The organism is Microbulbifer epialgicus (assembly GCF_041447265.1).
GTDB classification, from domain to species: domain Bacteria; phylum Pseudomonadota; class Gammaproteobacteria; order Pseudomonadales; family Cellvibrionaceae; genus Microbulbifer; species Microbulbifer epialgicus.
Genome location: NZ_JBGMEK010000006.1, coordinates 101,513 through 124,858 on the forward strand (window position 1 = coordinate 101,513; position 23,346 = coordinate 124,858).

Annotated in this window: 18 protein-coding genes; 6 read left to right on the forward strand and 12 right to left on the reverse strand. The window is 46.5% G+C overall.

Features of this window, described 5'->3' with window-relative positions; all coding sequences use genetic code 11:
• Positions 1-132 precede the first annotated feature (132 nt).
• A complete protein-coding gene (locus tag ACCI49_RS04865) occupies positions 133-1,089 on the reverse strand; it encodes a right-handed parallel beta-helix repeat-containing protein (RefSeq protein WP_371837853.1) in 957 nt (318 codons plus the stop codon).
• A 919-nt stretch (positions 1,090-2,008) separates the two neighbouring features.
• On the opposite strand from ACCI49_RS04865, the gene ACCI49_RS04870 reads away from it, so the two are divergent.
• Positions 2,009-3,817, forward strand: a complete 1,809-nt coding sequence (locus ACCI49_RS04870) for a phosphoinositide-specific phospholipase C-related protein (protein ID WP_371837854.1) — start codon at positions 2,009-2,011, stop codon at positions 3,815-3,817.
• A 1,270-nt stretch (positions 3,818-5,087) separates the two neighbouring features.
• Here ACCI49_RS04870 and ACCI49_RS04875 read toward each other — a convergent pair.
• From ACCI49_RS04875 to ACCI49_RS04910, 8 genes are all read right to left on the reverse strand, one after another.
• A complete protein-coding gene (locus ACCI49_RS04875; RefSeq protein WP_371837855.1) occupies positions 5,088-5,840 on the reverse strand; it encodes a zinc-dependent metalloprotease family protein in 753 nt (250 codons plus the stop codon).
• A gap of 224 nt (positions 5,841-6,064) precedes the next feature.
• Positions 6,065-6,742, reverse strand: coding sequence for a protease inhibitor BamI-like protein (locus ACCI49_RS04880; protein WP_371837856.1), 678 nt, complete (start codon positions 6,740-6,742; stop codon positions 6,065-6,067).
• Positions 6,743-7,226: 484 nt separating this feature from the next.
• Positions 7,227-8,033, reverse strand: coding sequence for a zinc-dependent metalloprotease family protein (locus ACCI49_RS04885; protein WP_371837857.1), 807 nt, complete (start codon positions 8,031-8,033; stop codon positions 7,227-7,229).
• A 508-nt stretch (positions 8,034-8,541) separates the two neighbouring features.
• Entirely contained in the window at positions 8,542-9,363 is an 822-nt protein-coding gene (locus tag ACCI49_RS04890) for a zinc-dependent metalloprotease family protein (RefSeq protein WP_371837858.1), read from the reverse strand.
• 280 nt (positions 9,364-9,643) lie between these two features.
• Entirely contained in the window at positions 9,644-10,273 is a 630-nt protein-coding gene (locus ACCI49_RS04895; RefSeq protein WP_371837859.1) for a protease inhibitor BamI-like protein, read from the reverse strand.
• A 375-nt stretch (positions 10,274-10,648) separates the two neighbouring features.
• Complete coding sequence (cobN, locus tag ACCI49_RS04900; RefSeq protein ID WP_371837860.1) at positions 10,649-14,569, reverse strand: cobaltochelatase subunit CobN; 3,921 nt, start codon at positions 14,567-14,569, stop codon at positions 10,649-10,651.
• A gap of 20 nt (positions 14,570-14,589) precedes the next feature.
• Positions 14,590-14,937, reverse strand: coding sequence for a DUF2149 domain-containing protein (locus ACCI49_RS04905; RefSeq protein WP_371837861.1), 348 nt, complete (start codon positions 14,935-14,937; stop codon positions 14,590-14,592).
• The gene (locus ACCI49_RS04910) at positions 14,937-15,467 is read right to left on the reverse strand and encodes a MotA/TolQ/ExbB proton channel family protein (RefSeq protein ID WP_371837862.1); all 531 of its coding nucleotides are present in this window, start codon (positions 15,465-15,467) and stop codon (positions 14,937-14,939) included. Before ACCI49_RS04910 ends, ACCI49_RS04905 begins: the two co-directional genes overlap by 1 nt.
• Before the next feature lie 235 nt (positions 15,468-15,702).
• Between ACCI49_RS04910 and ACCI49_RS04915 the strand changes: the two genes are divergently transcribed.
• The gene (locus ACCI49_RS04915) at positions 15,703-17,874 is read left to right on the forward strand and encodes a TonB-dependent hemoglobin/transferrin/lactoferrin family receptor (RefSeq protein ID WP_371837863.1); all 2,172 of its coding nucleotides are present in this window, start codon (positions 15,703-15,705) and stop codon (positions 17,872-17,874) included.
• 16 nt (positions 17,875-17,890) lie between these two features.
• Here the strand turns inward: ACCI49_RS04915 and ACCI49_RS04920 are convergent, their stop codons facing one another.
• A complete protein-coding gene (locus ACCI49_RS04920) occupies positions 17,891-18,049 on the reverse strand; it encodes a hypothetical protein (RefSeq protein ID WP_371837864.1) in 159 nt (52 codons plus the stop codon).
• A gap of 157 nt (positions 18,050-18,206) precedes the next feature.
• Positions 18,207-19,127 (reverse strand): LysR family transcriptional regulator, encoded by a 921-nt coding sequence (locus tag ACCI49_RS04925; protein ID WP_371837865.1) that lies wholly within the window; start codon positions 19,125-19,127, stop codon positions 18,207-18,209.
• Positions 19,128-19,254: 127 nt separating this feature from the next.
• On the opposite strand from ACCI49_RS04925, the gene ACCI49_RS04930 reads away from it, so the two are divergent.
• Together ACCI49_RS04930 and ACCI49_RS04935 are read left to right on the forward strand one after the other, a co-directional pair.
• Positions 19,255-19,992: a glycine betaine ABC transporter substrate-binding protein gene (locus tag ACCI49_RS04930; RefSeq protein ID WP_371837866.1), complete on the forward strand. Its 738-nt coding sequence runs from the start codon at positions 19,255-19,257 to the stop codon at positions 19,990-19,992.
• A 36-nt stretch (positions 19,993-20,028) separates the two neighbouring features.
• Entirely contained in the window at positions 20,029-21,135 is a 1,107-nt protein-coding gene (locus tag ACCI49_RS04935) for an L-dopachrome tautomerase-related protein (RefSeq protein ID WP_371837867.1), read from the forward strand.
• Positions 21,136-21,239: 104 nt separating this feature from the next.
• Here the strand turns inward: ACCI49_RS04935 and ACCI49_RS04940 are convergent, their stop codons facing one another.
• Positions 21,240-21,446 (reverse strand): DUF2905 domain-containing protein, encoded by a 207-nt coding sequence (locus tag ACCI49_RS04940; RefSeq protein ID WP_371837868.1) that lies wholly within the window; start codon positions 21,444-21,446, stop codon positions 21,240-21,242.
• Positions 21,447-21,633: 187 nt separating this feature from the next.
• Between ACCI49_RS04940 and ACCI49_RS04945 the strand changes: the two genes are divergently transcribed.
• Together ACCI49_RS04945 and ACCI49_RS04950 are read left to right on the forward strand one after the other, a co-directional pair.
• Positions 21,634-22,794: a PQQ-dependent sugar dehydrogenase gene (locus ACCI49_RS04945; RefSeq protein ID WP_371837869.1), complete on the forward strand. Its 1,161-nt coding sequence runs from the start codon at positions 21,634-21,636 to the stop codon at positions 22,792-22,794.
• A gap of 113 nt (positions 22,795-22,907) precedes the next feature.
• On the forward strand, positions 22,908-23,315 hold the full coding sequence (locus ACCI49_RS04950) for an amidohydrolase family protein (protein ID WP_371837870.1): 408 nt from the start codon (positions 22,908-22,910) through the stop codon (positions 23,313-23,315).
• The last annotated feature ends 31 nt before the right edge of the window (positions 23,316-23,346 follow it).

Sequence of the window (23,346 nt, forward strand, 5' to 3'; positions counted from 1 at the left end):
TGTTACGCCTGACACAAGACACTGGATTCATGTATACCTCTAACCGTAAACTAGCAATAACATTTAACCAATGTAGTTCTTGATAGAATAGTCCCCAGGCATGGAATGCCTGAAGACTATTCACTCTTGGATTTAATCTAAACAAGGAGGGCTTGCAGTTACAAACGTGTTATCAAGCCAAATATTGTCGGCACTGCAATCACCAGGATCATTAACGTCAACCAAATCAAATAAATTATCAAGAGCAAAATTACCAACAATGACATTGGTGGTATCGGGGTTATTCGCCATGAGAATCCCAGATATTCCATTCTCTAAGGATATATTTTGAGATATTAAATTATCTACCCCTCTAATCTCAAGGCCATTTTGTCCACTACCTTTAATGAAGTTTTGTGAGAATATAGATAAGTCAGCGGCTGTTCCGTTTATTCCACTTGCGCCATTGTTTTCGAAATTATTATTGGTGACCCTGTTGTTATCTCCAAAAATTTGAAGTCCATCATTTCCATTACTGTCTAAAATATTTGACAATATATGATTGTTATCATTTAAAATTGTTATTCCATCCAGATTGCTGTGAGATATTTGGCTTTCTATTACCGTATTGTCACTACTATCCAATACTACCCCATCAATTCCTGAAAATGTTATGGAAGCCTGAGTAACGGTATTATTTTTACTTTCGATCAATATGCCGTATCTTACACTATTTGTAATTTTCGTCCCGAACACAGCGTGAAATCCATTGCCTGCAACACGTACAGCATCAGGACAGTTACTAATTTTACCCCCGGAAAGTCTTGCTCCTACACCCAGGAGTACAACTCCTGCAGGATCAGCTGCATTTGGATTTATATTTGAGCAGGATATCTCACTATTCAGCAATGTCAGGCTACCAGCAGGGCCAACAACAGTGACAGCAACAGGGTTTGCTGGTGTAATATCACAGGAAAGATCCTGGAGTAGCACCGTCGGAGTAACAATCGTGTCGCCACATTGAACGGCTAAAGCCGCTACTGACATAAAAAAATAAGATACTGCAAACAGGATGGGTATAAAGACCCGCTGGCAGATTTTTTTGTTCATCAAAAATCCCTTTTGAGTTGGTAGGTGGTGTTTTTCAACATAAGTAATATATAGATCTTGACTGCAAGATTAACAGCATAGCAAAGAGGTGCCGAAGATTAACGCCATATAAAACACCTACATCAATGTATGTGCGTCATATTTCTCTGGACGAGAATAAACAAGCCAGGAAGACGTTTTTGTCGAATCAATAACAAGCCGGAAAAATGTAACGTGCTCGCATATTTAAAATTCCAGTTCATCATCTGTCGGGTGATACAAATGCTACAATACCAATAATTTAAATATCAGCAGGACACCCAAGGGCTTCCTTTTCAGCATTGCTTTTTCGCGGCGTTGAACGAATTTGATTAGCGCGGCCTAAAACCCCGCCCATTAATCAGCTTATGCAAGACAGCCAACGGGCCGCGTTCATTATTTTTTGGTAGATTGCATCGAGACCAAAGAAACTCAGCTGAATTTTTGCAGCGACCTATATCTGGGAGTGACTGAACAACTTTACCGGAAATCAGGTTTTTCTAAAGATACCCTAAAGTAAAAAAATTAATCTCATAATGTTGATGCATGTTTACACATAAAAGTCATATGTTTTATAGAAGTGTACACAGGGCGCCATACCACGAGACAGTGAATTTTAGCCTGGATATTTTTATTAAGTTTTTGCGGACTCTTTATTGGACTTCCACATATTTCTCTGCCTTCCATCTTCGAATTAATTCCAGTTAACCAAACTTTACATATAAAACTATTTTTTTCGCTTGAAGATATTTGAGTCGATATGTAATTTTTAGTGCGTCATATTTAATATGTTTTCTGATAAATATGACCCTATACCGCACAGCTACCTATGAGCGGCATTGTGTTTACCTCATGGTTATGTTTCGCCATAAAAATATTAATAAGCGAGAAGAGGTGGTTTATGATAATAAGAATATTTGAATCCAAAATTCGCCATTTTTTTTGTTGGCAGATAAGTAAATTGTTGACGGCGTTGGCGGTAGGGGTTGCAATAGTTTCTCCTGCGGCTATCGCAGAAACAGCTGAAGATATGTTGAAAAAATTTGGATTATATTACGACTATCTGCTTTACCCGGACTTCATGCAGCCAAAATATGGAATGGCGCTACAGAGGCAGCTTGCCAAAGATACACCATTTTATCATTCGACTGTTTTAGGAACTCATAACAGCTACAATTCTATCAGCTATGAGTCAATCATTCGCGATGATATCCTTCAATCTGGGCAGCATAAAATCAAAGTCAAAGATCAGATAGATCTAGGCGCTGAGTATATAGAACTAGATTACTATGATCATTTGGGAAACCTGAGGTTTTGCCATTCTACCGTGAATTGTGTTGTCGGGGGGAATTACGTTCTTCTGGCTGATTTATTCAAAGAGTTAAATGAGTGGGCCAAAGAACAAGATAAATACGGCACAGATCGTGTTGTCATGGTACATGTGGAAAATAATAACGGTAATGACGGAGATTCTGGAACAAAGTTTTATGAGAATTTACGTGATCGAGTGGGGGATAACTATGTTTATTCACCTCTCGATTATGAAGCGGACTTCCCATATGGAAGAAACTATGAGGGAAGAGAGCTGGGCCTAGACGTAGTCGTAGATTTTCCCTCTAAGGAGCTGACCAAGCAGATCATTAGGAATAGAGATAAGCGGTTTATATTCTTTATGTCGGAAGGACAGCCAGGGAAGGGCAATGGCCTTTGGGATCTTGTGTTTTGGCACCGAGGTGGGCTCGAAACACAGAAAAGTGCTGATAATAAGGATGCCATGGATGATTGGTTAGGGGGTAAGCAGGTCGTAGAATACGTAGGTCCTCCAGGGCCGGATAATGAGGATGGTAAATTCCGAAATTCTGATGCCCTCTGGACATGGAGTACCGCAGAACCGAACAGCAATGGAAATCAGGATTGTACGGCCTTAAGGGGAGATAATGGTTCTTGGTATGACCTTGCTTGCTCGAATCAATTTACATATGCCTGCAAACGCAATCTCTATGGCCATGATAATTACCTGTACCCCGACGAATTTGACTATGTGAGTTACGAGGAAATGTGGGCGATCACAGATGCGGTAGGCATTCACAGTGGGGGAGACGAAGCCTGCCGGGAACAATTCGGGCAGGGTTGGTACCACAATGTGCCGCGCAATGCGATAGAAAGTAAAGTTGTTCAGGATAAATTGGTGGAGAAAAGTCATACACATGCATGGCTGGCATACACAGATTTGAATGACGAAGGAAACTTTGTGATTGACATCGCACCCGAGGCCTCCGATGCCTATTTTAGTCATCATAACCACGGTGTTTACGTTTCGGTGCATGCTGATTCTCCCAAGATGTACGCTATCGTCAGGAAAGTCTATCAATCGACCTCAGATGCTTCATGTTCCGATCCCGTTGCTGCAAATGGTGGAGAAGAGATTAAAAATGGAAATACGGAACTGTTAATTAATGTTAATTTTAATTGCCTAAATACCTCAGGAGCCGGTTGGTATTGGGATATAGCTATTATTAATGACAATGTTAGTAAAGATTATACTTTCTATGTTGGTAATACCGGTTTACTCACAGTTCCAACCGGTGGCGCCTATGCATACGGTGGTGATTTGGACATTATGAATGATGGTCATATGAAAGTGAAATTAATTTCTGCAGACTGGAATTCAAATAACGATGGCATTGGGTTTATTATCAGCGAACCTTAAAAATGTATTGACCAACCCTGCAGTATGGATTCCTGGTTAGTGGTTTCTCTTTGAAGGGATGGAAATTAACAACTCCTTCAATAGATTCGATTGTTATTAACCTGACAATGAAATAGATGAACCCTCATCTATTTCATTGTTGTCAACGCTATTTTATGGGCACCCAAAGATTGAGAGCAATTAAAAAATATTTAAATGTATTAATTAAGACCAGTATATTGCTTGGTATCCTGAAAAAGAAATTCAATCTGGAATCTTGCCTTGTAATGCCTTAGCAGTGTCATCACATCTAATTGGGTGTCAGTGGAATACATAGCACTCGACCAACTTCATAATTTTTCTCCTGTCGCAACATCACCACACGGATACTAGGATTCAACTGTTTTGAATGACCTGCTTTAGTGTAAACACCGGTCCCGTCATCCAATGGCCCAATATGATCAAAACACTGCAAATCCTGCTCGTAGTTCACTTTGCCAGCATACTTTCGAGGATGACCTGAACCACTGTATTCACCTTCGTACAGCTATAGAAGATCTGCATCCATGCGTAATTTACCGACAATCTCCAACCCGATCCCTGTAACAGCAGAAACAAATTTAGCTTTGCTATAGTAGGCATCAGCAGCAAGGTAACGAATTTTTAACTGGTGTAGTTTAGGCGCAAGTCTCGCTAAATGCTCGGCATATAAATTAGTCCGTAGCCGGCATTTCCTGATCGACTGCCTAACATGCATCAAAGCCATATGCAGTATTTGACTAAAGATCTGTCACACAAATCACGAATATTTCCAGACTTACCTGAGATTCACCTGCGCTGCCATTGAAATGCCAAGCAAGTGCTGTAGCTCTTCTCCCCGACTTTGCCATAAAGCTGGCATCAATCGCGACAATACGTCCACCTCTATCTTTAAATCAGTGTGGCAGTAATTCAGTATTGAACTGTACAAATTCAAATTCGCGGTGCGACCAGGACACTTAGCTAGTTAACTGCCAGCGCCATTCTGCCCCTCCTTAGCATATAAATCACATACACTGACAATACTTGTGCCAAGTCAACTCTGTTTTTAAGTTCACCAGGGCATATTTTGTATGAGATTTTTAAGGAGTTAGGTTTTCTCTGCGAAAAACTATTTCAATGAATATGACAAAAAAAGAAAGCCAGAAGAAATGCCTCTGACTTTCTACTAACCTGTGAGACTGGGTGCATGTAAACCTCCAGCTTCGAGTGGACGCTCACACACAACGATCTAGCGAGATAAAGAAATTAATTAGTAGTAACCCGCTACATCATCTACTACCGGACCTAGAGCGCGATACGCATTGGAGATATCTTGACCATTCACTCTTTCACCGCAGGGTAAACCACTGCACTCTACCCAATCCGGATCTGAGAACCAATCATACTGAGTCGTGGTATTGAATGAATGCGGATAAGCCATGATAGTACTAAATTTATTTAGTACGCCGTGTCCCAAACCATAGCTGTAAACACCGCCAGAGGTATCACCCTGCCTGACAGAGTGACTCAGGCCCAAATTGTGGCCAAGCTCATGAACAAAAGTGTTATAGCCACAATCAACGGCTGTAATGCTATAAGCAGAATCACGGGAATCCGGGTACATAGTACCGTTACTACCTTCTCCGACAAAGGCAATTCCGCAAGTCGTGAAACGGCCATCACTTTCCGACATGCCCAGCAATATCACCATGTCAGCGTTTTTAGAAGCGCGCCAGTTCTGGTAATCGCTGCTCGCTGCGATAGCTCTAATATCATCTTCTGTGGGGCGGCGATCCCTAGAAATGCTTGCTGTACCAACTAAATTCAGCTGAATATCTATATCGTTTCTATCAAAGGAATTATTAGCATAAGTAATATACTGATCAATCTTTGCAGAAATATTACCGGTATAGGCTTCAGCTTGCTCCGTATATACAATACCAATATCAATAGTTTCAGCATTTACAAAGCTGGAAATTGTTGCAGCTGCAACGGCAGCAGCCAGACTTTTTTTGAGACTCATTGTAGTCTTCCTTTTTTATATAATTAACACACACTCCTATTTCACAGCGTTAAGAATATATCAGCTGTCAATAAGGCATGCTTTAGCACCCTAACCCGAACAGAAATAATCCCTTATTCTCCACCAGTCTAAGAAGTAGACATTTAGTATTTACGGGCCACATCTCGACACATCCTATGCCGATCTAAAGATTAGAAACCAAGTGTTTCTTATCAATAGATTCTTTACCGCTCATCGTCAATTAGAAGTTCGCCATCATTCGATTTTTCGCTCGGGGATGACGGCTTCCAGCGAAGATCCCCATTTTCCACATGGCCCTGAATCAACGCTCCATTAGGAGCAATCCAAGCATAACCATCTTGCGCTTCCATAGTGTAAGAGCCCGATGGCAGGTTCAGCTGGGCATAAACCACATCCTTTCCAAGCGTTATTGTGGCACCAACTAGACGGGCATAACCCGGAAAATTTAGTTCCAGACTTTTATTTCCGCTGGCATGCTGCTGAATACTACTCACTTGCGCGTCATAGTCGCCTTCAACTCCAGGAAGATCCAGGTCAATATAATCACCAACTTCCAAATTCCTTAGCATTTCAACATTAAGCTCAAGATAGGTTTCGCCCTTGAGGTCTTTTGGCAAACGGCCATTCGCATGAAGCACCTCTCTTGCCAATTCCGACTGCTCCCACAGGGCCATTTCAGCCTCCTCAATAATTTCGTCAGAAATAGAAACCTCTTCTTCAACAACCTCTTCTGAAGCTTTTCCTATAGGAACTCTATCAACGACTATTTTTGGATCCGAAATTTTGGCAACCTGACTTTTAGAATTAGACTGCCCTTTAGACCCAAAATAATAACCAGCCCCCAGCAAGACAACCAAAACAGGAAAAACAAACTTCTTCACAGTTCACCACCCCAATATTTATTTGCTTAAATAAAACCGCAGAAACCCAACACCTAAGAGGCAAATTATTCCTTACAGATTTTGACCAGAGAGTAATCATTTCCCAGCTAAAACTATCGATCAGGCCCAGAAGAACGACGACACCACACCCTCAAAACACCTCAAAAAGATAACTCACAGAAAAAAACTAAAAAAAACAACAAAACAAACGATTAAATGAACAATAAAAAACTACAGGCTTTAACGCAACCAACAAATATACCTCCGTGAAAATAATGAGAAGTTCATCCACTCAACACCCACTAAAAGTTATAAATCTATAACCAAAAATAGAGGCAAGTTGCGTACAAAATGACAAAAAAATATTTTTAGAAGAAAACAGGCAAGAAAAAAATAGCAAAAAAAAGGGAGGGCAAAGCCCTCCCTAAGGAATTATAATCAACCGACAGGCGGATGATTTATTGGATCAAGAGAGAAATTGTACTCAGTAATAGCCTGCTATATCGTCAAGGATCGGCTCCAATGCTCGATGCGCATCAGCCCTATTGTTGACTCCACAGGCCCGGCCATTGCAGATTTTATCCGGATCTGAAAATGTATCTAGACGCTCCGCGCTGCCAAAATAGTGAGGATAAGCCATAATAGTGGAGAAGCTATTGTTAACTCCATGCCCTAAGCCGTATGTATAAACACCTCCCGATGTATCACCCTGTCTGCGAGAGTGGGTCAACCCCATATTGTGACCAAGCTCATGGACAAATGTCAGATCGGCGCCCCCACAATCTACAGCAGTCATACTGTAAGCGAGTCTTTTTGATGCGGGGTCCATAACGCCATTACTGCCTATCCCAATCCAGGCTATACCGCAGCTTATTGAATTCCCTTCCTGGTAAGCCTTACCCAGCAAAATAGCCATATCGGCCCCATGGACGCCACGCTGCTCTCCAATATAACCGGGAGCAACGTTAGCTATTTCCTCATAGGTCGGAGTATCATCTTGCTCCATATATTCAGCCAGGCCAGAAAAATCATTGAGACTTTCGCCTGATATTCGCATATCCTCATCGGAATACTTTCGTGAATCAACCACCTCAAGCTGGATATCCAGATCGTTATTTTCGTATATTCGATTAGCCACACTAATAAAACTATCGATCCTAGCAGACATATCTCCAACCGACTGAGCGGCTGGCTCGGTATACCAAACAGAAACGTTAACCGTTTCAGCACTAGCCACACTTGACAGGCTTAGGGCCGCTACCGCGGCTACCAAACTATTTTTTATTCTCATGATAATACCTTTTATTATTAAGTCACTTACCCCTAACACTAGATCCTAAATCCCCAAAGTGATATAGCTTACGCAAAGGGGGTTAAGATCTGTTTTTCCCCTAACTCAGCAAAGAAGACCTTCCCTGATCTCCCCGCTGCCTGCGGGGGTACAAGCTCCCTGGGGTTGCAGGTATAGCAGCAGCACTACCTGTGCTGAATAACGGCTTATAAAATAAACCGTCAAAAAAAGCATACAAAACCTAAGACCCAACCTCATCTGATTTATATTTGAAGAATCCCTGAAACAGGTAAAATTTACATCAACTAAAAACCAGAGTCGATAAGCCATTTACAATCAAACTGTTGTTATATGGACAATACGAAATAAGTATGGAGCCCTAAAAACCACTTGCTTTATTTTATCTATTGACCAAAAAATAGATTTATCCGAGAAATGGCAAAACCGACTTTAAGAATTGCCCTCGACCTTATTTTGTACAGGTTAATTAGTCCTGTGAGACAGCTATTTAATAGTAACCTGCCATATCGTCAATAATTGGCACTATCGCTCTGTGAGAATCAGATACATTTTCAACACCACAAGCCAAACTATTACAAAGTTTGCCCGGGTTAGAGAACATGTCCAGACGAATTGCATCGCCATAATAATGCGGATATGCCATTATTGTTGAAAAATTATCATCCACACCATGACCCCATCCATATGAATAAACACCGGGCTGTCCAGGTTGACGGGGAGAGTGACTCAATCCCATGTTGTGACCAAGCTCGTGAACAAATGTCAGGGCGCCACCGCTACAATCAACTGCCGTCACACTATAAGCTCTACGCTTGCTCATTTGATCCATTACGCCATTGGCCCCCTCCCCTAGATAAGCGATGCCACAGTAAGTTCCAACCCGCTCTCCATTTTCAAATGCCGGCTCCCCCATACCTAAAAGAGCCACCATATCAGCCCCCTTAGATTCACGCTCTTTTTCTTCTGACCACCCACCCCAGGCCAAAAACTTATCCCAGGTAGGAATACCTGCCTCAGATTCAATATATGCATTAACGCCAGCTACTTCTGCCAGGCTTTCTCCTGTTACCGTCATATTTAAATCAGAAAATTGCCGTGAATCTACTAACTCAAGTTGAATATCTACGTCATTGTTTTCATAAATACGGTTTGCTTCACTGATCAAACTGTCGATTTTTACTGAAATATCACCCGTATGCTGGGCTGCCGGTTGTGTGTACAGCATGGTAATACCAATGGTTTCAGCACTAACAACACTCGATAAATTTAGTGCGGCTACCGCAAAGGCGCAGTAATATTTTAAACTCATGACAGATTCCTTTTTTTACAAGTTGATCTTTACCAAACCTTTTCAGCTCTAGGCATGATACCGGTTACATCGCGGTTTCGACCTCAGCAAAGAAGGTGGAATGTACCCCAAACTGGATCAGAGAGTTTCTCCTTAGTCTTTAGCAGCCCTGTGGAGGCATTACTCCCAGAGGTTAAACAACAAAGAGTCTCGCTGCACCAAGCAAAAAAACTAAAAAAATACCTCCTCAAATTGACAGATCTAATCCCAACAGCTTTCAACCAAATTTCGCATCAAAACTTTATTTAGCCTCTGGAAGCTTGAAGTTTAAATCGTCTTCAACATGATTCTTGGTTAAATCTGCTTTAGAGGCTACCCATGCATAGTTACCCTGCGCCTCCAGTGAGTAAGATCCTGAAGGCAGGGTTAAATTTCCATACACTGTGTCTTTACCAAAGGTAAAACTAACAAAGTAGACGCTACCGAACCCTGGAAGATTCATTTGTACCGTCTTATTACCGCTAGCATGTTCCTTAACTTTATCTACCAGGGCATCGTAATCACCTTCAACTCCCGGCATTTCTATATCGACATAGTCTCCAATAGATAAATTCTTTAGAGCCTCTACATCGATCTCAAGATATGTCTCTCCATTTAAATCGACCGGCAAACGTCCTGATTCATACAAGACTTGCCTAGCTATATCCGATTCTGCCCACATCAAGTTACTGTCAGAGTCCACCTCTTGTTCATCAACAGAGGACACCTCTACGATATCGCCAGTAGATTTGGTTTCAGTTGGAACAATCTTCTTGGAAGGAGGCGAGACTGCTTTTTCAGTAATCGGTTGTGGGCTATCTGTTTGACTCTTCGCCCAGAAAAAATACCCTCCAGCACAAAGGAGAGCAATCAGCGGAATTATTTTTCTCATTAGCTTCTCACTGTAAAAATTTTATGCTAACTCCAGGAAAACTGCTCGGTGCCGATACCCATATAATCTGCACCTCAACTGAGGCTTAACCCTTCTTAACATCCACTACTTAGCTGAGACGCTTGATACTGATTTCCACGCAATGAAATTTTCACAAACTTTTCACAAACTCCTGATGGAGATTACTTCATTGTTTATTTTATTTGCCTCATCATGGGAGATGCCGACAGAATTAAAGGAAATCTCAGCAAAATTTCACCAGTAGCCCAAGACGAAAAAAGCCAGCAACATCTGCATATGTTGCTGGCAAGAAGCGCTCTGGAGAATGGGTTTGAAATACTATGCGTTGTCAATAATCTTTACTGACCGGCACCCTCAAGCATGGGTCACACGCTGCTCCCCACGTTCAAAAAATACGCTTGCAAATCCTGCAAATAGAATTCCCAACAATAGTAACCAGATAAATTCCTGAGGTTTTTCCTGGGCGCTGGGCTTCTCTACCTGCTCAAGTTTCTGACCACTAACTTCCTGGGGCGCAGCCGCACTGGTAGGAATATTTTCAGCGGCTTGTGCACTCAGCAGGGGAGCCAAGCCAAAACCAAGCGCTTGCTCGCTTACATAATCCGTAAATTTTTCATTATCGGTTACGACATCATGTTGGTTTGCAAGCTCAGTGTATGTTTCGATCATTTTCTTGAGCGTTTCCATATCGGCAGGCCAGTAGCCCTTACGCACTGCCTCCAGCATACGCTCCAACATCTGCGCCAGGGCTTCTGCGTTGTGCTCTTCAAAGAACTCGCGCATATCCATTTGGTATTTATCATCCACGTAGACTTCAAACATCTCCTGCCATTGGTCATCGCGAATGGTTTCCGGGGTCATCACCTCCCAACCCCACATGTTGTTCACGCGATCCAGGATTGCCGTTGCGCCGGCATAGCCGGATTCCTGCATCGCCTCAATCCAGCGGGGATGGAAGTAACGGCTGCGCATTTCCTGATTGACAAACTCTCCCAGGGTCTGGGTTTTAATATTGTCCTTACGGCGCAGATTGGATACGTACATCTCTGGCGTCTTACCGTCGAGGTTGCGCACCGCTAGCCCCATACCACCAAAATACTGGAAAGGATCGTCATTGGTCATCATCGCGTAAAGGTTGGTGGAACGTGAGAAAATGACCCCATCAGTACCGGAAAGCACCTTGCCATAAAGTGCAACATTACGCTGGTCCTCGCTCCAACGGGACTCATCCTTGCCATAGGCAAACCCCATGCGGCGCATATACAGATCGGCCAGCTTATCGTCTGTCTCCCAGCTGTCGGAAGCCAGGCTGGCACCATTCAGGCCGGTACCGTAATTGCCACTTTCATTGGAGAAAATACGCACGGAGGAAAGATAGCGGGCATCCTCCTCGGAACTGCCCTCTTCCTTTAGCTGTTGCAGTAAGGCCTGACTGTGACGATAAACAAAGTTGTTCTCCTCCTTCATCTGCGCCACCTTATCGATGGCTTCCGCCAGCCACAGCATCACATTAGGGAAAGCATCGCGGTAAAGGCCCGTAGCAGAGATCACCACATCGATACGAGGGCGCTTTAACTCTGAATAGGGAATCACCTCAGTTCCAGTAACATTGCCCTGCTGATTCCATTTGGGCTTGAGACCCAGCGCATGCAGTATTTGCGCTTCCAACGCACCTTGGTGGCGCATCGTCTCCAGGGACCAAAGGGAGAATGCCAGCTTATCCGGGAAACGGCCGTGTTTTTCCCGATAGTCGGCAATAGTTTGTTCCATCAGTTGAACGCCGGCCTCATAAGCCTCCTTGGACGGCACCTTGGCAGGGTTGAATCCAATCAGGTTGCGACCGGTAGGCACTGCCTGCGGGTTGCGAATAGGGTCACCCCCATAGCTCACCGGAATGTACTCACCGTCGAGCGCCAGCATCAGGTTTTGTAGCTCAGCGATACTGGCAAAGTTATCGGCATACTCCCGACCCTGCTGCAGGTAATTTTGCAGCTCTTCAGAAAGTTCTGGCAACTTGCGGCCAGCCAGGTAGGCATTTAACAGCTGATAACCCGGCTGTGCTTCTAGGGTGACCACATTGCGTTCATCCAGCACCTGATCCTGCGGCAAACTCAGGCCCTGGCCGCTCTCATATTGGCCGGCGGCGGAGATAAAGTTTTCACCCAGCATTTGCAGCATGGTGCTAGTGAGATGCTCTGACTTGGGCAGCTGACCAAAACGATGGATACCCAGTGGCTGGCTCATTTCAGCCAGTTGGGCCAAGTGGTCCTGAAGACGACTGAGCTGGCCGTCGAAATCAGCCTGCAGGGTTTCAGCGCTGATTTCCAAATCCTTAAGCATATTAAGCTTGTCCGCCAGGGCGATAATACGCTCCTGGGTATTCTGCCGGGTTTGCCCTTCTTCCAGAATCAGGTAATTACCAATCAATTCAGAGAGTTCGGCCACTTCGGCATAAAGACCCGCTTTAGCGAAGCCCGGTGTCAAGTGGCTGATCATTGTCGCACGTCCGCGACGCTTGGCCTGCATAGCCTCGCCTACATTATCAATAATGTAGGGATAGAACACCGGGATATTACCCAGGGCCAAATTTGGGGCGTCGAACACAGAGAGTCCGCGCTCCTTACCGGTTAGCCACTCCTGGGAACCATGTGTCCCCAAGTGAATATAGGCATCGGCCCCGAAAGTTTTGCGCGCGTAAAGATAAACCGCCAGGTAGGCATGATTTACCGGCGTTTTCATATCGTGATACAGGGAGGCATGATCTTTGGCATTATCCGCCCGCACCCCCTGTGGCAGAACAATCAGGTTACCCAACGTCATACGTGGGATCACAAACGCGCGCTCACCGTTATTGTCTGCCAACATGGCGTTATCTTCCGGCTTACCCCACCGCTCCACAATGGGATCACGCACAGAGGCCGGCAAACTATTAAACCAATCGACGTAGGTTGAAAGTGGCATCCAGTCAGCCAAACCTTTATCAATCAGTGCCGCGCTGTCTTCACGACGATAATAGGGCCGCAGCAATTGACCGGCCCAGGCGATCAGGGTCTTGGAGTCCTGCTGTTCTATTTGATAGCCACGCTCCGCCATGGCTTTGGCGATAGACTCAATAGAAGAAGGTACATCGAGGAAGGCCGCCCCAATATTCTTCTCACCGGGAGGGTAGTTCCAGATAAAAGTAGCCACTTTTTTCTGGCTATTTTTCTTGTAGCCAAGAAAGGCATGGCTCCAGGCACGTTCCACCAAAGCATCGAGCTGGTCTGCCATTACAACCTTATTGCCACCTTCACTTGCGGCAACAATTACCGGATCGATACTGCCGGTGTCTTCAGGCATCACCAGGAAGAATGGAGTTAACGAAGGAGAGACCCCACTATTATCGGCAAGATAATCCGCTTCACTGCCCTCGGTATAGTTCAGGGCATGTATCACCGGGACACCCAACTTTTCGAACTCTGCGCGACGCTTACTCACGTAATGGAGAGAGCGGTAATTGATCATCAGATCAATACGCGTTTGCCCCGCTTCGTTTTGTAGTAAATCCGGATAGGAAAGCGGCAGATCCTCACCTTCAAAGAAAAAGGCAAAGGCCTTAGCTCCTTTTTCTTCCAGAGCAGCCAAGATTGCATCTACAACCTGCTGCTGCTCGTAATCCACTACCGAGCGATGGATAGCCAGACCTATAACCGGCTGCTCTCTGGATGCTTGCAGCCACTTAAAGAAATCCCCTTCACTGTCGGTCACCAGGTTTGGCAGGCGCGGATGATAAAAGCCTACCTTAGGCACAATAATAGGATCGGCTACAGGCAGCTCGGTAAGGCCAAAGACTCCCGCGGAGAGAAACTGCATCAAATGCCGGTAGTTCTGGCGCCCAGCATTATTGAAATACGCAGCGATGGACTTGTGCTGTTCAGAGGTCAGCCCCTGGTTCATGGAGGCGTTATCGGCATCCCCCAGGGAAACCACTGGCACTTTGGGGTACTGGGTTAGCAGAGGTTGGTATTTTCCAAACATAAATTGGGAGAGTGCCGGATTGATACCGTCTAGCATCACCAAATTGGAGGAACCCCAAGCCTGCGCTATTTGCTCTTCACTCTTACCTTTGCTGTTAAAAATCTCCAGGGTAAACGGCTGATCTGCAGCCAAATCAGATAACAGCTCCCCCTTGGCTTTCGCTGTATGACTGGACATCATCAACAAAACTTTGGGCTTATCGCTGGCCTGCACCATCATCGCAGTGAAGGCTACTAACACCAAGCATGCTAATTGCATGCACACCTTCTTCAACATGACTATTTACCCCCTGCCGCCTTGTCTTTTGCGGACTCTTCTTTTCCTTCCGGCACATAGACCAGGCTGCCGTCTGCCATCTGGTAAGCAACACCCGCGCGAGTGCCCTCTCCAGAACCGATTTCTCCGGTGGATTTGTACTGCTTGATTTCTTCCCCATCTTTTACGATGACTTCCATATTGGGCGCGCCGGCATTCTTGATCACCGTGACCTTTTCGTTGGAAAACACGTTTAACGGGTTTTGTGCAATAGCGATGAGCAGTGCGGCAATAATCACCAGAAAGACATCAATCAAGTTAACCGCGCTCAAAATCGGGTTGAGCTCTTCATCTTCATCCAGGAAGCGCATCAGGCGGCCTCCTTCAATTTGCGGATATTGATCAACTCAGCGGCAAACCAGCGCTTCTTTACCGAGGCCGGCCAAAAAGTCAGGGTGGAAATCACCAACCCCCAGATCACCGCCGCAAAAGCGATAATCAGGTTTTCACTGATGCCCTGGATATTACCGTCAGCCAGAGCACGCAATGCCGGGCCCATCGGAATCATGGTGGCAATCAAGCCAAGCATGGGAGCGATACGGGTGGTCATGCGCAACATTTCCAGTTTCTTCAAAGCAAAAACTTCCAATTCGTCATCAGAAGCCAAGGGATGCCTTACGTAATAGTTGTGCACTTGGTAGCCAGGCAGCCTCTCTGCCCGACCTTTATTCAAGGCCATACGGTAGGCATTCCCATTGCGGCGACGCAGCATCCATAGAGAAAGAAAGCGTCCCGAGGCAAAGAGCGCATACACAAATAACACCAGGATCGTCAGCAATACCGGGGCCATAAACAGATCGGCCACATCGGCCATTAAGCTTTCAATTATCGAAATATTCACGGCAAGCCTCCTAAGCCTGGCTGTTCTGGGTCTACATCAATGGCCGCGGAAACTACCTAAACAAACATACAAGGTCAAATTTAATCTTATTGATAGTGATTCGCATTTAGCTTTACATTGTGAAAATCATCACTATAATCCGCAGCGAATAGGCCAACGCGGCCACCCGGTGAGGCGCCCTTCGGCAGCTCACCGTAAAGAGCAGAAATAAAGAACCGACCTCAAGGACAACACCATGAAACGTCGCCCTCTCGTAGCGGCCATATTGGGCCTAGCTTCCGCCTCCAACCTGTATGCAGAGGCCCCAGCATCCCCCTCCAGCAATGACATGGAAGTAATTGTTGTTAGTGGCCGCGCGGAAAAGCCGCTGAAAGATGTCGCAGGAAGCGTTTCTGTTGTCACTACTGATGAAATCGAGCAGCTCCAACTGAACGATATGAACCAGCTGTTCCTATACGAGCCCGGCGTAGAAGTAACCGGCGCCGCAGGCGGTGCGCAAAATATTCTTGTGCGCGGCATGGGTGGCGACCGTGTACTAATTATCAAAGACGGTATGCGGGTTAACGAAGGCTATGGGGCCGATGGTCAGAATGACATCATCGGCCGTGGCTTTATTGAAGTGGATACCTTGAAACAGGTAGAAGTTGCCAAGGGCGCTGCCTCCTCCCTATACGGCTCTGATGCACTGGCCGGCATCGTGGTATTCACTACCAAAGATGCCAGCGACTATCTGGAAGATGGCGAGCAATTCGGCGGTGCGATCAAAACCGGATACACCGGTATTACCAATCAAGCACACGCCTCCCCCACCCTGGCCTTCCGCACCGGTAATTTTGAGCAACTGCTGCATATGACCTTCCGCGACGGCGAAGAGCAGCAAAGCTTCGACAATAACCAAGCCCCTTTCGAGATTGAATCCAACAGTCTGCTGTACAAGGCGAAGTACAACCTGGGCGGCGAAGATTTTATTAGTCTCAATATCGACCACTGGAATCAGGATACTCAGGGCGAGCGCGCCGATGGATTATTGTCTTATTTCCGAGGCTTAGCCGACGCCGGTTATAGCATAGTAAAAGAACATACGGTGTCCGAAAAAGACACCAAATCCTATCAGCTGCGCTACCACAGTGAAACGCCTAGCAAGATCTATGATCAACTAAATATCAGCCTATACAAAAATAAATCTGAGCAGGAAGACGAGCAATACGGCCAGCTAGATATCAATTCTCCCATGTTCAATGTTTTTGAAATTCGCGATATGTGGGAGTCGGCTCAATACAGCCAGGACACTATTGGCTTTCTTTCCAATGCCAGCAAGACCCTGAGCGAGACCCACACTCTAGGATATGGCCTCGACTGGGAGCAAACGGAAAGCCGCCGTACTGTACACCAGTACCGTGAAGTGGAAGGCACCCCAATCAAAGATGAGACAACCGATAAGTTCCCGGAAAATGAAGTTTCCCGTGTGGGCCTGTTCCTGAACGACGAAATGTCTTTTGCCAATGGCCAACTGACTGTTACCCCCGGCATCCGTTATGACTGGTTCGATATGGACCCCAATGGCGCAGAAAAATCTGACGGCACTCCTTTTGCCTCCATTGAAGAAAGTAACATCTCTTTTAATTTGGGAGCCCTTTATAAAATTAATTCAAAACTCTCCACCTTCGCTCAGTATGGGCAGGGGTTCAAGGTACCGGCCTATGACCTAGCCTACCTAGAACACTACCGCTACCATAGTTCAATGGAAAGCTACTCAGTAATTCCTGCAGACGACTTGTCCCCGGAGACCAGTGATACATTTGAACTTGGCCTGCGTGGATATTTGGGCCCAATCGCCTTCAGCACTGCAGCCTTCTACACCGAGTACGATGAGTTCCTACAAGCGGTGGTAATTGATACGGAAATTACCTATGACAATTCGGGCAACACAACACATATATTTGAGAAAAGCCAATACCAGAATATCGAATCCGTTACCATCAAGGGGCTGGAACTAAGTGCCAGCTGGTACATGTCCCCCTCCGTAGAGGTATTTGCCAACGCCAGCTACCAACACGGAGATAATAATGCTTCTGGTGAATACCTCACCAGTATCAGCCCTCTTTCCGGTGTGGTTGGTGCCGCCTACACAGGTGCGCAACTCTCCAGCCAGGTACTGGTGCGATGGGCGAACCGTATGGATCGGGTGAATGAGGGAGAAACAGAGGCTCCAGGTTATGGCTCTGTAGACTGGACGCTGGGTTATCAGTTGATGGAACAGATGTCCCTCAACCTGGCCGTCAACAACCTGCTCGACAAAGAGTATGTGCCCTACCTGAATGTAGCTGGCTGGGGAGAGGACAGCGATATCTCTGTAAACTCTGCACCAGGGCGCACTTTCTCTGCATCCGTTAAGTACGATTTCTAGTTATTAACCCGGCTAATTAGTGGATAGCCGGGTTGATACGGCGCAAGGAAGCGTCGTCGCTGGTCACGGCCAGCACAGCCTCTGAAACACAAGTCACTCTGCGCATTGCGCAGTTTCGGGGGCAATCATCAAACGGGTCACGGACGACCTCTTTTTTGATGACTGGAGAAGCCATTCTCCTACTCTCCTATTTAAGTCCCTTACGGCCGCTTCCCCATGCGGCCTTTTTTTCTGCACCTCAAAAGCCATAAGGCAATCGTTTACAGGCCCTGATAGATTGTTGGTGCCAAAGAAATACTGAACAGATTATCTTGCCATTCCCTGAACGGCACCTACTCAAATTCAAACTCAGTTGACTGGAAGCGCAGGGCCAATCTGTCTGCAAATTCACGCACACGCCGAGGCTGGGCACGGCTCGGTGGGAAGAGCATTTGTAACGGTATTGAAGAAGGCGTGTACTCGGTTAATAGTCTAATCAGTCGCCCCGTTTGAATATCTGGCCCCACATCCAGCTCGGATTTCAGAATGATCCCAAACCCCTTCAAGCACCACTGCCTTGCCAATTCACCATCATTGGTAACGCGGTCTCCCCGCACATTGATTGTTTGTAATGATGTTTCTTCCGGTGCTTTAGCTTCTATCCCAAAACGCCAAATATTATCCAGGTTTTCACCAAAGCGCATGACCAAGCAGTTATGGTTCTTCAACTCTTCAGGCTTGCTCGGGGTACCGTGCTTTTTCAGGTAGTCTGGAGAGGCGCAGGTGATGCGCTGCTTCTTACTCAAAGTTCGAACCCGCAGCGAACTATCGGTGATTGCACCAAACCTCAATGCGATATCAATGCCCTGCCCAACAACATCCACGTAACCATCAGATAACAAAAGCTCTATCGAAATTGCCGGGTGCTCTAGCAAGAACTGATCAATCTCGGGAGCAACAATGGCCCGACCCAAATCACAGGGCGCACTGATACGTATCGCCCCAGACAGTGACTGTGCCCCCAGCCGAATGCGGGCTTCCAGGTCCTCAACTTCACTGAGGATTACCTTGGCCCCCTCCATCAGAGCCCGCCCTTCATCTGTCACGCTAATCGCTCGCGTGGTTCGATTTAACAGGACCACACCAAAATGTGCCTCCAGAGCCGCAAGACGCTCAGATACAGTACTGGGTGATAGCCCAGCGTCACGCGCTGCAGCCACAAGACTACCCTTCTCCACTATCTGCAAAAATAAGGTGATATTGCTCAAAAACATTGATTGGTAATCCCGGATAATCAATTCGGATATATATAGTTTATCTGCCTAAACCAAACAATCACAATGCTCTCCATCAGCAGTCGCTACTGTTTTGTCAGAAAACTCGTTCACAGGGAGATTAGATATGGATAACAGCATTCGTATTGGTCATATCGCGCTGTCTTTTCACGAAGCCAGCGCACTGGAAGTCGCCAAAGTTCTTCAATCTTACGGGAATAAGGTGAGCTTCAAATCAGCCCCCCATGAAGCGGCTTTCGAGATGTTGAAAAAAGGTGAGATAGACCTATTAGCCTCCGCATGGTTGCCCTCCAGTCACGAAGTCTACTTGAACCCTCTGCTTGACCAGGTAGAGAAAGTATCTGTGCTCTACGAGCCATATTGCATCTGGGGGGTACCGGACTACGTGCCTGTAGAGGCTGTCTCCGGCGTTGAAGACCTTGTGCGAGAACCGGCCCTAAGTCGTATGGAGCGCTTGATTCAAGGTATCAACCCTGGGGCAGGCATCAGCCGTTTTTCCGCAGAGATGGTCCAGGCATACGGGCTCGACAAAGCCGGTTACGAATTTCACCCAGGAACAGAAGAAGACTGCTTTGATCGATTTGAAAGCGCAGTCGCACAGGGCCGATGGGTAATGATCCCATTGTGGCATCCACAATTTCTACATAACCGCTACACCATCCGTGCTCTCAAAGAGCCCAAAGGCCTGTTGGGCACGCAAGATGAAGCAACCCTTATCGTGCGCAAAGATGCCAAGCAGAGAATCGGTGATGCCGCCATGTCAGCTCTCTCGCAGCTTTATATTGGCAATAGCAAATTGAGTGCTTTAGAAGACGAGCTACGCACTTCAGCAAAAAACCAATAAAACCTACTCCCAAATTTAAATCTAGGAACGTGAAATATGAAACCTCTAAATAGTCTAATTGCTGCATTTGCCCTACTCGGAATAGGCAGTGTTGCAACCCAGTCAGGCTACGCAGCTGAAGCAGAGGCCCTGCAAACGGTAACGGAATTTACTGACTCCCGTGCGGCGGGTGTTACGGTCACCCCCAATGGTCGAATTCTGGTTAGCATGCATCCTCTGGATGCGCCAAAGCTAAAAGTAATGGAGGTCATGGCCAACGGAACCAAGCAGCCTTTCCCCAACCGTGATTGGGCCGACGGGCCTGAAACCGGTAAAGTCGGCTTTGCCTCAGTTATTGGCATTCACTCCGACAGTAAAGGCATTGTTTGGATATTGGATATGGGCAGCGAAACTTCCCCAACTCAATTAGTTGCCTGGGACAGTGTAAATAATAAATTGCACAAGCAGCTGGAAATATCCAAAGCCTCACTGCTCACCAACTCATTCCCACAAGATTTTGCCCTGGATGAGAAACGCCAGAAAATTTATATCGCCGATATGTCTTTTGGTAACTTCAACGGCGCTACTAAACCGGCGATCATTGTAGTTGACCTTAAGACAGGGCAGTCGCGACGGGTACTGGAGAGCGCCGATGCTTTTATGCCCCCCAACCAGGATGTCGTGATTGATGGCGTACTACTATCAGCAAAAACCAAAGAAAATTCCAGTAAAAGCTTACACTTTGGCCTGAACCCAATAGCATTGGATGATCAGGGCGAGTGGTTATATTTCGGCACCTTAAGTGGTAATACCCTATATCGCTTACCTGCAGCACTACTGGCTGACCATAGAATCTCCAATGAGAAGCTTGCCTCTAACATTGAAGAATTTGGGCCAAAGAATCCAAGCGATGGCATTGTGATGGCGCCGGGGAATGGGATTCTCGTTACTGACCTGCAAAATAATGCAATAGGCTTGACTACAAAAGGCGATTACAGAATTCTGGTGCAAGACAAGCAGCTTTCATGGCCCGATAGCCTGGCGGTAAGCAATGGCTGGGTTTATATCACCCAGGATCAACTACACCAGCATCCCGCCTTCAGTTCAGGACTTGGAAACGCGAAACCACCCTACAAACTGATGCGCTTCCGTTATATACCTTAAGGCTAACCTCCCCCGCCAGACCACTAGTTTGGCGGGGATTATCCTTCCTTCGCTCCATCGCCACTTTTTTATAGACCTACCAATTGAAAACTGAATTTTACATACTAACGTCGAAATAGATTTACCAGCAAACTTAACACCAAACTCAGAATGATCATCGACACTATAGGAAAGTAAAACCGCGTGCGGCCGGACTCCACACGGATATCACCCGGCAAACGTCCAAACCAGTTGAATAGCCAGGGCGCAAAGTGCAATAGCGCTCCCAAAACAACTAAGATCAGTCCTGCGACAATCATCCAGCGGGCCATGGCTCCCGCCTCCTAAAAGTATTTCAATGAATCGAAGTCTAAACCAATATTTCTGCCTCCAAAGAGTCAGGCCGAGAACTTCACAACTGTAACCTTGCCCCCACAATTTGCGTCTTGCCGCTGATATACTCCAAGAACTCCCACAAACAGGTCACCCACCCCCAGCCGAATGTCCTTAGGAGGCAAAGTGAGAAGGATCTCATTCGCGACAGCTGCCGCGCTCGTCTGCACCATTATTGCAAGTAACGGTTTCGCTGACACACGTATATCCCGAGGTGCGATTCCTGTCATTGATAATGTAAAACTGAGCCAGGTAGCTGGCCCTATCGAATACCCCTGGGGCATAGCGCTGCTACCCGATGGCACTTTAGTTATAACGCAGCGCAATGGGAAAATACGCACAGTTAAAGATGGCAACCTCTCAGATCCCGTAGACTTTCCCGCCCAGGTATACTTTGAAGGTCAAGGCGGTCTCCTGGATGTCGCAGCCAGCCCCAATTTTGAAAAGGATAATCTGCTCTTTTTTAGTTATTCCATCGGCAATACACAAGAAAACCGGCTGGCCATCGGCCGGGGCAAGTGGCTAAACGGTGCCTTACAAGGATTTGAAGAGATATTTAAGGCAGCCCAGGGTAAAACAAATGACCGGCATTTTGGCTCACGATTTGCATTTTTGCCCGATGGTACTCTGTTGGCCACCATCGGCGATGGAGGAAATCCCCCACAGTCATACCTGGATATTTTTGCACGTGAACAGGGGCAAAACCTCCACACCCATTTTGGCTCGGTAATCCGCATCAAGCCTGACGGCTCGGTACCTGACGACAACCCCTTTGTTAAAATGGAAGGTGCCCAGCCTGAGATCTGGAGCTTTGGCCATCGTAACTCCCAGGGGCTCGCTATCGATCCGGAAAGTAAAGTGGTATGGTCCAATGAACACGGCCCCGCCGCAGGAGATGAACTGAATCGACTAGAAAAAGGAGCCAACTTCGGCTGGCCCCGAGTCACTTTTGGCAGGGACTATCGCGATGGCTCAAATATCTCCTTCAAAATTGCTGATCCGGAATTTGTCTCTCCCGTTCTTGCCTGGATAGATACTCATGCTCCCGGCGGCCTCACCGTATATACCGGCAAAGCCTTTCCCGAATGGCGTGGACACCTGCTTTCAGCGGGATTGGTCACCCAAGACTTACGAGTAATTAACCCAGAGGGCGATGCGCTTACCGGTGAGCAGCGCATTGTCATTGGCGAGAGAGTCCGCGACTCTGAAATCGGAGCAGATGGTACCCTCTACGTGATCACTGATGGTCCCCAGGGCAAACTACTACGTATCGACCCCGATCAATAAGAGAGCTAGCTATCACAACACGGGAAGCAAACATCGCTACCCGTGTTCACCTTTCCATAAAGACTAAAGCCGCCATAGAATAGCTGAAAATTAAAATAAAAAGGTTCCCAACCATGCGACTTTCCCGTGTTATGGCTGCAGCACTCCTCGCTGCTTCGTCTGTTAGCACTCAAGCTGTTACGGTGATACACAATTTTTCAGGCTACCAAACTACCGATAAAGCCCTGATCCAGTTCAACGCCATGGCCTTCGACCAGGGGAAGGTACTGGAAACCGGCAGCATATCAGAGCTTGAGAAGCTGTATCCCGATGCGGACACGATTGATGCCAAAGGCAAAACATTACTGCCCGGTTTGATTGATGCCCACGGCCATATGCTGGGTCTGGGCCAGCTCAACACCACACTAGACTTGCGCGACCAATCATTAGAAGAAGCCCTGAAGTCCATCAAACGCCATGCCGCAAGCTTGGAATCCGGTGAGTGGCTAGTAAGTATCCCCCGGCAAAGCCGGGGGCTTTAATTTTGTGAGCCGCTCTAAGCGGCAATTACGG